9 protein-coding genes are annotated in these 12,985 nt (G+C 61.4%); 5 read left to right on the top strand and 4 right to left on the bottom strand.

Features of this window, described 5'->3' with window-relative positions; all coding sequences use genetic code 11:
• Positions 1-47: 47 nt before the first annotated feature.
• Both prfB and VHX65_18160 read right to left on the bottom strand, forming a co-directional pair.
• Positions 48-1,176 (bottom strand): peptide chain release factor 2 gene (prfB, locus tag VHX65_18165; protein HEX4000483.1). Its coding sequence is split into 2 segments (ribosomal slippage): positions 48-1,106 and positions 1,108-1,176, totalling 1,128 coding nucleotides; the frame shifts between segments, so codons are not numbered across the junction.
• 133 nt (positions 1,177-1,309) lie between these two features.
• Positions 1,310-2,326 (bottom strand): NAD-dependent epimerase/dehydratase family protein, encoded by a 1,017-nt coding sequence (locus VHX65_18160; protein HEX4000482.1) that lies wholly within the window; start codon positions 2,324-2,326, stop codon positions 1,310-1,312.
• 293 nt (positions 2,327-2,619) lie between these two features.
• On the opposite strand from VHX65_18160, the gene VHX65_18155 reads away from it, so the two are divergent.
• From VHX65_18155 to VHX65_18140, 4 genes are all read left to right on the top strand, one after another.
• Positions 2,620-5,061, top strand: coding sequence for a DUF1592 domain-containing protein (locus tag VHX65_18155; protein HEX4000481.1), 2,442 nt, complete (start codon positions 2,620-2,622; stop codon positions 5,059-5,061).
• A 202-nt stretch (positions 5,062-5,263) separates the two neighbouring features.
• The gene (locus VHX65_18150) at positions 5,264-6,094 is read left to right on the top strand and encodes a formylglycine-generating enzyme family protein (GenBank protein HEX4000480.1); all 831 of its coding nucleotides are present in this window, start codon (positions 5,264-5,266) and stop codon (positions 6,092-6,094) included.
• A gap of 302 nt (positions 6,095-6,396) precedes the next feature.
• Positions 6,397-7,689, top strand: a complete 1,293-nt coding sequence (locus VHX65_18145; protein HEX4000479.1) for a DUF1552 domain-containing protein — start codon at positions 6,397-6,399, stop codon at positions 7,687-7,689.
• A gap of 108 nt (positions 7,690-7,797) precedes the next feature.
• The gene (locus VHX65_18140) at positions 7,798-8,136 is read left to right on the top strand and encodes a hypothetical protein (GenBank protein ID HEX4000478.1); all 339 of its coding nucleotides are present in this window, start codon (positions 7,798-7,800) and stop codon (positions 8,134-8,136) included.
• A 12-nt stretch (positions 8,137-8,148) separates the two neighbouring features.
• Here the strand turns inward: VHX65_18140 and VHX65_18135 are convergent, their stop codons facing one another.
• Positions 8,149-8,553, bottom strand: coding sequence for a PilZ domain-containing protein (locus VHX65_18135; GenBank protein ID HEX4000477.1), 405 nt, complete (start codon positions 8,551-8,553; stop codon positions 8,149-8,151).
• A gap of 476 nt (positions 8,554-9,029) precedes the next feature.
• Positions 9,030-9,962: a PDZ domain-containing protein gene (locus tag VHX65_18130; protein HEX4000476.1), complete on the bottom strand. Its 933-nt coding sequence runs from the start codon at positions 9,960-9,962 to the stop codon at positions 9,030-9,032.
• Between the two features lie 572 nt (positions 9,963-10,534).
• On the opposite strand from VHX65_18130, the gene VHX65_18125 reads away from it, so the two are divergent.
• Positions 10,535-12,946, top strand: coding sequence for a diguanylate cyclase (locus VHX65_18125; protein HEX4000475.1), 2,412 nt, complete (start codon positions 10,535-10,537; stop codon positions 12,944-12,946).
• The last annotated feature ends 39 nt before the right edge of the window (positions 12,947-12,985 follow it).

Here is a 12,985-nt window from a genome sequence, read left to right as displayed (position 1 = left end):
ACCGCAAGCGAGCTGCGATGCCGCGTGGCCGAAGGAAAGATGAAGGTTTAATCGTCGTCGGACTTCGCGCTTTCCGGCGCCGCGCCGATAACGCGCCAGCGCAGATACGCATCCAAAAAGCCCTGGATATTGCCATCCAGCACGTTTTGAAAGTTGCCCATGTAATAGCCGGTTCGCTGATCTTTTACACGCTGGTCGGGATGTAGGAAGTAATTACGAATCTGCGAGCCGAAGCCCGTTTTCGCCTTGCCCATGTATTTCGATGCTTGGACGGCTTCGCGTTTTTCTTCTTCCATCCGAGCCAGTCGGGCCCGCAGCATCTTGTAGGCGGTGGCGCGGTTCTTGTGCTGGCTGCGCTCGTTCTGGCATTGCACGACGATATTCGTCGGCAGGTGCGTCAAGCGGATGGCGCTCGAGGTTTTGTTGACGTGTTGGCCGCCGGCCCCGCTCGCGCGAAACACATCTTCGCGGATATCTTCGTCGCGAATTTCGACTTCCGCCGCCTCGGCGACTTCCGGCGACACATCGACGGCCGCAAAGCTGGTTTGCCGCTTTCCTTCCGCGTTGAACGGACTGATGCGCACCAGCCGATGCATGCCGGTCTCGCCCTTGAGATACCCATAGGCCATCGGCCCGCGGACGATGATCGCGGCGCTTTGGATTCCGGCCACGTCGTCGTCTTGCCGGTCCAACAGCTCGACCGTGTAGTCTTGCTTCTGGGCCCAATGCGTGTACATCCGCAGCAGCATTTCGGCCCAATCGTTGGCGTCGGTGCCGCCATCGCGGGCATTGATCGTCATGATGGCCGCGTTGGCGTCGTGCGGGCCGCTGAGGAGCGATTTCAGTTCTAGATCGGCCAGCGCCGGCTCGGCCCGATCCAATTCGCTGCGCAATTCGGGAACGAACGTGTCATCCTCGCGCGCCATTTCCACCAGGGCATCGAGTTCCTGGTCGGTGCGGAGCAGTTCTTCCATCGGCTTGACGATGGCGTTCAGCGCTTTCCGCTGCCCGACGACGGCCTGAGCCCGTTCCTGGTTGTTCCAAAAACCGGCCGTCGCCATCTGCTCGTCGATCTTCGCGGTTTCGGCTTGCTTCGTAGCGAAGTCAAAGAGAATCCCGCAATTGGACCAACCTCCGATGAAACGACGCCACGCGATCGCTCAACTCTTTATCCATGACGACACGATTCCTTTGCCGCGAAATAATTGCAACCCTGAACAGCAGGGAATTATAACCGCCAACCCGATGATCAAACAGCAGGGTTCAATGGCGGTTCCACCCGCCGTAAGCGGCGAGGCTAGCAGCGCCTTCATGCGTACCGATGCTCCAGAAACCATGCCCACGCCGCTTCGGCGGCTTCGAGCGCGGGGCGGGGGCGGTAGTCGAGTTCGGCGGCGGCGCGGGCGTAGGAATAATGGTGCTCGAGCTTTGCCATCTCCACGGCGGCGCTGTTCAGCTCCGGTTCCCGGCCGGTCAGTTTTCCCCATAAATCGCCGGCATGGCCGTAAACCCATAGACCCGGCCGGCGGGCGGCAAACCAGGGCGGCTTCACGCCGATGATGCGGGCAAACATCCGCCACGCATCGAGAAACGACATGTATTCGCCGCTCAAGATATATCGCCGGCCGCGCTGACCGCGCGCAAGCGCCGAAAGAATCCCGGTCGCCACGTCGCGCACGTCGCAAAAATCGTTGCCTCCCGGCGGCGCGAGTTTGGCCCAACCACCCGCGATCTGCAAAAGCATCCGGCCCGACGACGGCTTCCAGTCCCACGGCCCGAGCATATAGGCTGGATTCACGATCACCGCGTCCAATCCGCTGCCGGCCGCTACGCTGCCGGCCGCTACGCTGCCGGCCGCATCCAGAACCACGCGCTCCGCTTCGCGCTTCGTGATGACGTACGGGCAGAGCACTGGCTCGACGCCGGCGGTCTCTTCGTCGGCCGGATGCTCGCGGTCGCCCAAGCCGAGCGTGTTCACCGTGGAAACATAGAGCAGCCGGGCCCCTTCGGCCGCGGCGGCCGCGACGACATTGCGCGTTCCACCGACGTTGATCGCTCGCTGTGCTTCCAAGCCGGTCCAACCGATTTGCACCATCGCAGCGGCATGCACGACGCGCTGGGCGCCGTGGCAAGCCCGCCGCACCGACTCGGCATCGCAAACATCGCCGATCGAGAGTTCGACCGGCAGGCCCTCCAAAGCCTGAGCTCCGCGGCCGCTTCCGGAATTCGCGCGCACCAAAACCCGCACTTGCTCCCCACGTTCGACCAGCAGCCGCACGACATTATTCCCGACAAGCCCGGTGGCCCCGGTAACGAGAGTCAGCATTTTCGATGGGCGCCTCAGCAAACCAACGGCGATGACCAAAGTAACGGCGAAGCGCGGCGCATATGGGATTTCGAGTGCCAGCGCTCGAGTCGCTCGACATTGTAGGGCGACAATGGTTGCCGAGCCAGCTTTAAGGGCAAGACCTTTGATGGATTGACGCGATCGTCTTGACGAGCGGCCGGTGTACTGGAAATGATGGAGGACTGCCCAGTCCAGCCCCGCCTTCCGACTTGCCTTCCGTCTCGCCCGCTTGGTTTGCCGACTGTCGAGCGAGCGTGGACGCCGCCTCTGCCATGAAGCATTGTGTGTTCGCAATCTTCGTTCTGCCGTTTGCAGCGGCGGCTCTGCATGCCGCAGAACTGCCCAAGCCGGCTCGCGAATTCATCGAATCGCGGTGCGTCGAGTGCCACGATGCGGAGAGCAAAAAGGGGGGCCTCGATCTGGAATCCCTTTCGACGCGACTCGACGATCCGCCGATCGAGGCACGTTGGACGTACGTTTTCGACCGCGTGCAGCGGCGCGAAATGCCGCCCAAGGATGAGGCGAAGCCGCCGGCGGATGAAGTCGCCGCGTTTCTGAAATCGCTCGGCGGTTTTCTGAGCGAGCACGACGCCGCCCGGCACGCCGCAACCGGACGAGTGCCCTGGCGCCGGCTGAACCGCGTCGAATACGAAAACACGGTGCACGACCTGCTGTCGATCGACATCCCGCTCGCCGGAATGCTGCCGGAAGATGGTTCGGCCTATGGTTTCGACAATGTGTCCGAAGCGCTCCGGCTTTCATCGACGCAGATCGATTCGTATCTCAAGGCTGCCGATGCGGCCCTCGACGCGGCTTTGAACTTCAGCCCTCGGCCGGCGTTCAAGAAACTGCGGATTTCGTATCTCGATCTTCCACAGATCAAAGAGCAACTGGCCAAGCCGACTGGATCGCTCACCAAAGACGGTTCGCGATTTCAGCAGAACTACCGCGCCCTGCCCGATGCGCTGGTGATTTTTCCGAACGAGACCTACGGCGGCACGCTGCTCCGCGACGCGCATGCCGATGTGAGCGGCATGTATCGCGTGCGGCTATCGGGTTACGCGTATCAAAGCACGGGCCGGCCGACGGTCGTGGCCAAGCTGATGGTGACCAACTTTGCCCGCAATCGCATGGCCGCCGCCTTCGACCTTCCCGTCGGTAAACCACGCGTCGCGGAAATCACGATGCGAATGCAAAAGGGCGAGTTGCTGTTTATGAGCGCGGCCGGTTGCGATTTCGCCGCCGATGGCACTCACGTGCAAGACATCGGCGGCGAGAAATACGCGGGCTCGGGCATGGCCATTCAGTGGGTGGAAATGGAGGGGCCGCTGCTCGATTCGTGGCCCCTCCCGAGCATGCGCCGCCTGTTCGGCGATCTTCCGATCAAGGCAATCGTCAAGCCGAAGCGCCGCGAAATTGCCTACGAAGTCGTTTCGACCAATCCGACAAAGGACATCGGCACACTCGTAGCGGCATTTGCCAGCCGCGCGTTTCGCCGGCCTGTTTCCGAAGCGGAGACGGCTCGATATATCCAACTTGCCCACGATGCTGTGGCGGAAGGCGGGTCGCTGCAAAGCGCGCTGCGGCGGGCCTACAAAGCCATTCTCGTGTCGCCGGAGTTTCTCTTCCTCCAGGAAAATCCGGGCCGGCTCGACGATCATGCCCTCGCGTCGCGGCTTTCCTATTTCCTCTGGAGCACGATGCCCGACGATGAATTGTTGCAGCTCGCCGCGGAGGGAAAACTGCACGAGCCGGCAACGCTCCGGGCCCAAACCGATCGGCTGCTGGCCGATGCCAAGAGCGAAGCGTTTACCGAGAATTTTTGCGGCCAGTGGCTGAATCTTCGCGCCATCGACGCCACCACTCCCGATCGGGCCCTCTATCCCGAGTTCGACGAACTTCTGCAAGCGGCGATGGTCCAGGAGACGGAATCTTTTTTCGACGAACTGTTGCGAGAAGATCTGGGTGTGGCCACTATGATCGATTCCAACTTTGCGATGCTCAATCGCCGGCTGGCCGAGGAGTACGGCATATCGGGCGTGGTCGGCGAGGAATTTCGCAAAGTGCCGCTTTCGCCCGGCAGCCATCGCGGCGGCCTGCTCACCCAAGCGAGCATTTTGAAAGTGACCGCCAACGGCACGCTGAGTTCGCCCGTGGTGCGCGGCAATTGGGTGATGAGGCGCCTGCTTGGCCGGATAACTCCGCCGCCGCCCGCCGACGCCGGAACCATCGAGCCCGACACGCGCGGCGCGACGACGATCCGCGAGCAACTGGCCAAGCACCGCCGTTCGCAGACGTGTGCCGCCTGCCACAAATACATGGATCCGCCCGGCTTCGCGCTGGAGAATTACGACGTGATCGGCGGCTGGCGCGAGACGTATCGCAGCCGAGGAAAAGGCAAGCGGGCCGTCGATCCGCTTACCCATCGCGGCCTTCAGTATTGCTTCGGACCGCCGGTCGATCCTAGCGGCGAGTTGGCCGACGGCCGAAAATTCGACAATATCGAGCGATTCAAAAAGCTGTTGCTCGACGACCAGGAAGCCGTGGCCCGGAATCTTGTAAACAATCTGGTTGCCTATTCAACCGGCGCAGGCGTGACGTTTTCCGATCGGGCCAAAGTGCAAGAAATTCTCGATCGCTCGAAGCCCCATGCCTACGGTCTCCGCACGCTGATCCACGAACTTGTGCAAAGCCCGCTGTTCCGGTCGAAATAGGTCGGCCGGGGCGGTTTAGTTGCTGCATCCGAAACCCGAGCCTGAAAGGCTCATTCCGTCAGACCAGGGCGGAGCCGCATAGGCGGTGTAGCCCTGGTTGGGTGATGCGACGCGTTGTCTGGCCCTGTAGGGGCCGTTCGACAATTCGCGCCGCGTTATTGAACGGCCCTGTCAGGGCCGACGCGTCGCATCGGAGGACCTGATGAAGCTGAATTATCGGATGGCGCTGGTGTTCGCGTTGCTTTGCGCCCCGGCGCTTGCCGCGGAACCCATCGCGCCGGCCGCCGCTGCCGCACTCTCGACGCCAACGCCCGAAAAATCATTGACCAACAGCCTCGGCGTAAAGTTCGTCTGGATTCCGCCGGGCACATTCATGATGGGCAGCCCCAAGGAAGAAAAGGAGCGGAAGGACGACGAAACGCTGCACAAAGTGACGCTGACCAAGGGGTTTTACCTCGGCGTCGACACCGTAACGCAGGAGCAGTGGACGGCGGTCATGGGCTCAAATCCCAGCAAATTCAAAGGCGAGAAGAACCTGCCGGTCGAAAATATAAATTGGAACGAATGCCAGGCCTTCATCAAGAAATTGCAGCAGAAAGATCACAAGCCGTATCGGCTGCCGACCGAGGCCGAATGGGAATATGCATGCCGCGCCGGCACCACGACGCCCTTCTATTGCGGCCAAACCATCTCTACCGATCAGGCGAACTACAACGGCGGCTATGCCTACGGCGACGGCAAAAAGGGCGTGTTTCGCGAGCGAAGCATGCCGGTCGGGAGTTTTTCGCCCAATCCCTGGGGGCTCTACGACATGCATGGCAACGTCTGGCAATGGTGCCAAGATTGGCTCGGACAGAAATACTCTAAGGAAGACGTGGTCGATCCGATCGGCACGACCGGCGAAAGCCGGGTGATCCGCGGCGGCTCGTGGATCGATAATCCACTGGAATGCCGCTCGGCCTATCGCGGCGGGAGCCGGCCGGGCCTACGCCATAGTCTCGTCGGATTGCGTCTGGCATTCAGCATCGACTAAATTGGATGGCACGCCGAGCCAATTGCAATTTTACGGGCGAAAGAAAACACTAGCCCGAAGCGTCAGCGAGGAAACCACACTAGCCCGAAGCGTCAGCGAGGAAGCCGTTGACACGCGTGACCGCCTCGGTCTTATTTGGGTTGTGGACTGGTGTTTCGAGACAATTCCTAGTTCGAAGCATAAATGCGGACAGCGACGCCAAGCGTGACATTGATTCTCAGTAGTTCGCAGGTTCTAGCGCTTTCGCCGAAGAATATATTCGCCCGCAGCCGGGCTCGATGAACTTCCCAGGAAAGAAGACGATGAACCGCACGGTCGCCTCTGCTCTCACTCGCCGCGTTTTCCTGCGTGCCAGCGGAGTTTCACTGGCGTTGCCGTTTTTGGATGCCATGATGCCGCGTGGTTGGGGCGCCGCGGCTGCGCGGCAACCGAGGCGCATGGTTTGCATTTGCACGGCCCTGGGCATGCATGGCCCGCTCTTCTTTCCAAGCGGCATCGGCCGCGACTTCAAAGAATCGCCGTATCTCGAAGCGTTGAAAGACCATCGTGGCGACTACACGGTTTTCAGCGGCTTCGCCCATCCGGGAAACGAAGCCGGCGGCCACAATTCGGAAGTGACGTTTCTCACTGCGGCTCCGAATCCGCAGCTCGCCGGCTTTCGCAACAGCATCTCGGTCGACCAATTCGTGGCGGAGAAACTGGGCGCCGTCACGCGATTCTCGTCGCTGATTCTGGGCGTGGAGAATAGCAATATCTCGGTCAATCGTAGCGGCGTCGTGTTGCCGGCGGAAACCAAACCGTCGAAGGTGTTCGCAAAACTGTTTCTCGATGGCTCGCCCGACGAAGTGCGGCAAGAGATGGATCGCTTGAACGAAGGGCGCAGCATTCTCGACGCGGTGAGCGACGATGCCAAACGCTTGGGCGGCCGCGTCGGAGCGGCCGACCGCGACAAGCTCGATGAATACTTCAATAGCGTCCGCGAGATGGAGCGCCGCCTCCAGGCGATGCAAGCCTGGTCGAAGAAGCCGAAGCCGAAGGTGAGTGCATCGGTGCCGCGCGACGTGCAGAATGCCGCCGACGTTATCGGGAAAATGGATCTGCTGTTTGACCTCATGCCCTTGGCGCTGCAGACCGACAGCACCCGCGTCGTGACGATCCACATCGGCGGCGATGATTATGTGATGCCCATCCCGGGCGTCACGATGGGCCATCATGCCCTCTCGCACCACGGTCAGGAGCCGGAAAAAATCGCACAGTTGCGACGGGTCGAAGAAGCGATGATGAAATCGATCGGCGGCTTGATCGCCAAGCTAAAAACGACGAAGGAAGGGGGCGAATCGATCCTGCGCAACACCTCCGTCATGTTCGGCAGCAATCTCGGAAACGCCAGCAGCCATAGCACCAATCAACTGCCGATCCTGCTGGCCGGCGGACGCTTCAAGCACGGACAGCACCTCGTCGTCGCGCCGAAGGGCGATCTCAAGAACAGCGCGCCTCTCAGCAACCTGTTCGTTTCCATGATGCAAAGCATGGGCATCGAACAGGAAAAATTCGGCACCAGCACCGGCACCGTAACCGGCCTGGACGCGGGATAATCCTTCACGGCAGCCATTCGCCACCCTTTTTCGATTGCCAGGGCCACCAGCGTTTGCTCGTGCCCGTTAATATCCTCTCTCAAAGGGCAGACGAATGCCGCAACGACGGTGCATGATCCGCGGCACATTTCGCTGCGGAAGCAAGATAAGTTCACCCAGTCGGCCGACCTCGTGCGGCAACTGCTGGTCGCCTATCCGTCGAGCCTTGCCGTGTCCAACGAGTTCAAGGAATTGGGCAAGGCGGATGCCGCGACGGGCAATAGGATTCCAGCCGCCGAGTTCTTCGATGCCACGGCTGCCGACGTGGCGGTGATGAACGAGTTGGGGCAAGTGCTCGCTGGGGAGGATGAAAAGGCGATGGCACGCGATCTGTTCGCGCAAGCGTCGGCCCTCGATCCCGGCAACGCCACCGCTACCGCGCTAGCGAAAGAATTGCAATCGCCATGAATCGGCATTCGCTCAGCGCGGCTCGGTGACAAACCGCCCGGCGATTTCCCAGAGCGGGCCAATCGGGCGGCGGTAGAGAACCTCAAGCACAAGCCGAACGCCGCGTGCTCGCGGATGTGCGAATTTCAGTAGCCAATAAGTCTCTTCGATCGAGGTGGTATGCAGGAAGGTGACGCCCGACGCGGAAATATCGCGCGTGACGGCGACGAACTTCGGATGCGCTCGTAGCGGGTCGACGTCGTAGGGAGTTACTTCCACCGGAATCGAAATTGCAAAGCGGGGCTCGGCGCGGCGCTCCACTCCATCGTAGCCTTGCACGGCGAACACGATGTCGCGCACAAAACATCCGATTTCTCCCGCGGAGGTTAGCGGAAGAGACTTCTGTCCGGGAGTCGATGGAGTGGCTGGCGTCGTCATTTCCCCTTCTCCGCAGAATGGAGCGTTTGTCGAATGAACCGCGCCAGTTTCGGCGCCGATCTTCCTGAACAAGACTTTCACCGGATTCCGGGCGCGCAACTCCATGGATGCCCAAACAATCGTAGCTTTTCCCCATCGGTCGGCCCGGGCGACCATGAAACTTTGCGACTGCAACGAGCGCTGGGACCGCCACGATCACTACAATCCGCGCCGATTGAATTTCGAATCTGGTCGCTCGTTGCACTTTGTTCGAGCCACAGTGCGCGGGCCCAGGCTGGGCCGAAAATTGACTCCCGCTTTTCGAACCCCTCACTCTGCCCTCTCCCGCAAGGGGAGAGGGATCTGTGGAGAATTGATTTTTCGGCCGGGGCCTGGCCACCAAAGCGGAACGGCTGCTTCGTCGCCGGGCAAGAGCCCGGGTCGGATGCAGCCGTTCGCGGCAGGTGTGCTGACGCCCGCTTACCGGTCACGCGGCGTCAATGCGTGCTGTTTGACGGGTTGCCGTTTTCTCGCGTGCCCTTCGCTTGCGAGGAATTGCCGGATTTCGTCTGGGTGCCGCTTTCTTGCGATCCGGATTGCTGGGAATTGGCGGGCAAGAGTTCCATCGGCAGGCGGAGCGAGCCGAGCAACTGATGACGTTCGCTCTTGGGAAGATCGTTTTGCGACAGGATGTCTTTGCGGATCTCCTCGCGGTTTCCTTGGAACGTGCGGGTATCGATCTTGCCTTGCTTGTCGCGGAATTTGATCTCGGCCTTGAATTGATCTTTACCGGTGCGCTCCAACGACAGGGCATCGAACGATTCCAACTCGGCTGCGACGTTGCCCTGCGAGGCTTGGTCGTTCCCCTCGGCGTTTTCGTTCTGGTCGTTTTCCGCGGAATTTTCCGGGGCTTGGCCACGGACGATCGGCCGTTCGCCGAGCGTAACATTCAGATTCTCGGCCTTGGAGGCGCGGACGATTTGCAGTGCGAGCTTTTCACCCGGCTTTTCCTGGCTGACCATCTTCATCAGTTCATCGGCCGATTTGATCGGCTTGTTGTTCACTTCGGTCACGAGGTCGTAGGGCTTGATGCCTCCCTTGGCGGCCGGTGAATTGTGCATGACTTGCGTGATCAAGACGCCAGAGCCGTGCGCAAGCTGCGGGAAGCCGCTCGCGAGTTGGCTGGCAATGGCCTTTGGGACAGGCTCGTAGGCGACGCCGAGAAACGCACGGTCGTTTTGTTGATTCTGTTCGTTCGCTTGGCTGCTGGCCTGCTGTTGTCCCGAATTGTTCTGGCGGGTGGCCGGACTCTTCTGGGCCGCAGTATTTTGGGCCGCAGTATTTTGGGCCGGACTGGTCTGGGCGGATGCGATCGAAACTGCGGCGAGCATGATCGCGGCGACTGACAACACCAATGAGATTCGCTTCATGACGACGACTCCTTAGAAAAAAAACCTGGGCGACGAAAAACGCGGCGCGCCGGCCCCGCATTCCCCCTTGCTCCCCCGCCTTGCCACGGCTCTCGAATTGCCGCATGCATGCCCCCGCATCGGGAAAATACCATGAACCAAACGCCGTGCGGAAAACACACCCTTCAAGCAATCGATATACCATCTCCGTGTTCATGGGCGTCAGCAGCGAATCTGTACGGGCCGCAGAGTCAAAGGCGCCTCCGGCTTGGGCGCGGAACGAGCAAGTTGGGCGAAACTATCGCAACGCTCTTCCGTCAGCCAAGAACCGGCAGCTAGCGCCTTGCCGCTCGCCTGCGGACTCGGGATGCCCAGTGGCAAACGCGCGAGCGGCTCGCGGCCCCGCTCGTTCGGCACGATGCGATCGTTCGGCATTGCCGGCAAAACCGCTGGATTCCGCGCATTGGACCGGCGGTGAACCGTAACCTAGATTTTAGTGTTATGGCCGTTGTCTCCCGGCTCGCCGCTAGCGGGTCGCGCTCCGACTTCGTTTGCCGGTCCAGCGTATTGATGCCAGTCTTGCAATGCTCCCCATGAATCGCCCCGCCGATCAATTCGCGTTCGCGCACCATCTACCGGGCGGCTTGCCGCCGGTGGTGCTGCCCGCCGCGCCGCCTCGATCGCTGGCGCCGCAAGCAACAGCGCCTTTGCCCATGCCGCCTTCCGCTCCACAGGCGAAACCCGCATCGAACGCGTCGGCCGACTCAAGCCAGCGGATCGACGAGCGCCTCAGCGAACTGAACTCGCTGCTCGAGCGGCTGGAAAAGCCGGTCGGCGCCCTCGGCGGCCCGGGCGGATCGCTCGAAGGCGATACCGGCTTGGCCGTGGAAAACTATCTGGTGCAAGCGCGGCTCGGAATGGCCGGCGGGCTCTATCTGGCCCTGCGCTGCAAGCACACGCCGACGGCAAGCCATTCGCTCCGCGTCGCGCTCGGCTGCTCGGCTTGGGCCACGGCCTTGAACCTCGCGGAACCGATGCACGATGCGATCGAAATCGCCGCCCTGCTGCACGATGTCGGCAAGATTGGCGTGCCCGACCGCGTGCTGCTCAAGCCGGGTCCGCTCACCAGCGAAGAAGCGGTGATGATGGAGCGCTTTCGGGCGATGACGCTGCAGGTGCTGGCCGCTTGCTCGGCGTCGGACGAAGTGCTGAACATCGTGGCCCATAGTTCGGCCTGGTACGACGGCAGCCGCTCGAAAGACAGGACGGCGGGCGAACAAATTCCGCTCGGCTCGCGATTGATCGCCATCATGGATGCGTTCGATTCGATGACGTGCAACCAGATCTATCGCCCCGCGTTCTCGCACGAACGGGCCGTGAAAGAGTTGCAGAGCGCGGCGGGCACGCAGTTCGATCCGCGGCTTGTGGCCTGTTTCGCCGATCTGCAAGAACACGACATGAAGCGGCTACACCGCCGCATGGCGGCCCAATGGCTGCAAGCGCTCGATCCCGCCGCGGCGGCAACCAGTTGGCGTCCCTCGATTCCCGAAGGAGGATTACACCTCGCCGCCGAAGACAATTTGTTTCAGCAAAAGCTGCTGGACAATATGTACGACGGCGTGGTGTTTCTCGATGGCGATCTGCAAATCACGCTCTGGAACCGCGGCGCCGAACGCCTGACCGGTTTCGACTCAAGCGCCGTCTTGCACCGCCATTTCATCCCCAGCATGCTCCACATGCGCGACCAGAATGGCGATCGCTTCAGCGACGCCGAATGCCCCGTCGCCCATTCGCTGCAAACCGGCGTGCAATCGCGGTTGCGGCTGACAATCCGCGGGCGGAACCAAGAGGATGTGACCATCGATGCACACATCATTCCCGTGGCATCGAGCGAAGGCACGTTGCACGGCGTCACGCTGCTGTTGCACGACGCCTCGCCGGAAACGTCGCTGGAAGAACGCTGCCAGGCGTTGCATGAAAAGGCGATCCGCGATCCGCTCACGCAGTTGGCCAATCGCGCCGAGTTCGACCGTGTGCAAGGCCTGTTCATCGAAGCCCATTCGCAACGCGGATTGCCTTGCAGCCTGATCATCTGCGATATCGACCATTTCAAACACGTCAACGACACCTGGGGCCATCCGGCCGGCGACGATGTGATTCGCAGCTTCGCCCAATTGCTCAAAAGCTCGTGCCGCTCCGGCGATCTCGTGGCGCGCTACGGCGGCGAAGAATTCGTCATGCTCTGCGCCGATTGCAACGTGGCTACGGCGTTCGATCGGGCCGAAGGGATTCGCCGCGGTTTCGCCGCGCTGCCCCAGCCCGTCACCGGCGGCCGGTCGATCACGGCCAGTTTCGGCGTCACGCAAACGCAGACCGGCGACACCTCCGCAACGCTGCTGAATCGAGCCGACCGAGCGCTCTTGTCGGCCAAGGAGTCGGGCCGCAACCTGGTCGTTCAACTCGGCGCCGCCAACGACACCGCCGAACAACCACCCCGACGCTGGTGGCAGTTCTGGCAGTCGACGTTGCCCGATGCGCTGATCGAGCAAGATCTGATCACCACCGTGCCGATGAAGGTGACGATCGAGAAACTGCGCGGCTTCGTGGCCGATCAGCGGGCCAATGTCGAAACGATCGAAGACAGCCGCATTTGCATTTCAATCCAGGGGGGCCCGGTCACGTTCAATCGCCGCTCGAACGACCGCGGCACACCGCTGTTGATGGAGCTTTCGCTGGCCGAAGAACAAGTGCGAGGCGCCAACGCAAGCTCGAACATCACCGGCACCGTGACCCGCACACGAATTCATGTTGTCGTGCGGCCGAAGCGCAACCGCGATCGCCGTCGAGGCGGCGCGGTCGAGCGCGCCCGCGGTGTATTGAATAGCCTGCGATCCTATCTTATGGCCACGGAAGACCACGGCCGTGCCGGCGACGATGAAAACGTCCTCCGCCGCGCGACTCACATGCTCGTCCCATGGCTATTGAACAAGGACGAGCGGCGGTAGGTTCATTGCCAATTCCGGCGGCCAAGAAGGGGCGCGGCG

The organism is Pirellulales bacterium (genome assembly GCA_036267355.1).
Taxonomy (GTDB): Bacteria; Planctomycetota; Planctomycetia; order Pirellulales; family DATAWG01; genus DATAWG01.
The sequence above is the reverse complement of the archived record's forward strand: the minus strand, read 5'-3'. Positions and strand labels throughout refer to the sequence as shown.

Coding starts and splice junctions, on each gene's coding strand:
- VHX65_18160 (HEX4000482.1), bottom strand. CDS start 2,326: ATGCTGACTCTCGTTACCGGGGCCACCGGGCTTGTCGGGAATAATGTC.
- VHX65_18155 (HEX4000481.1), top strand. CDS start 2,620: ATGAAGCATTGTGTGTTCGCAATCTTCGTTCTGCCGTTTGCAGCGGCG.
- VHX65_18150 (HEX4000480.1), top strand. CDS start 5,264: ATGAAGCTGAATTATCGGATGGCGCTGGTGTTCGCGTTGCTTTGCGCC.
- VHX65_18145 (HEX4000479.1), top strand. CDS start 6,397: ATGAACCGCACGGTCGCCTCTGCTCTCACTCGCCGCGTTTTCCTGCGT.
- VHX65_18135 (HEX4000477.1), bottom strand. CDS start 8,553: ATGACGACGCCAGCCACTCCATCGACTCCCGGACAGAAGTCTCTTCCG.
- VHX65_18130 (HEX4000476.1), bottom strand. CDS start 9,962: ATGAAGCGAATCTCATTGGTGTTGTCAGTCGCCGCGATCATGCTCGCC.
- VHX65_18125 (HEX4000475.1), top strand. CDS start 10,535: ATGAATCGCCCCGCCGATCAATTCGCGTTCGCGCACCATCTACCGGGC.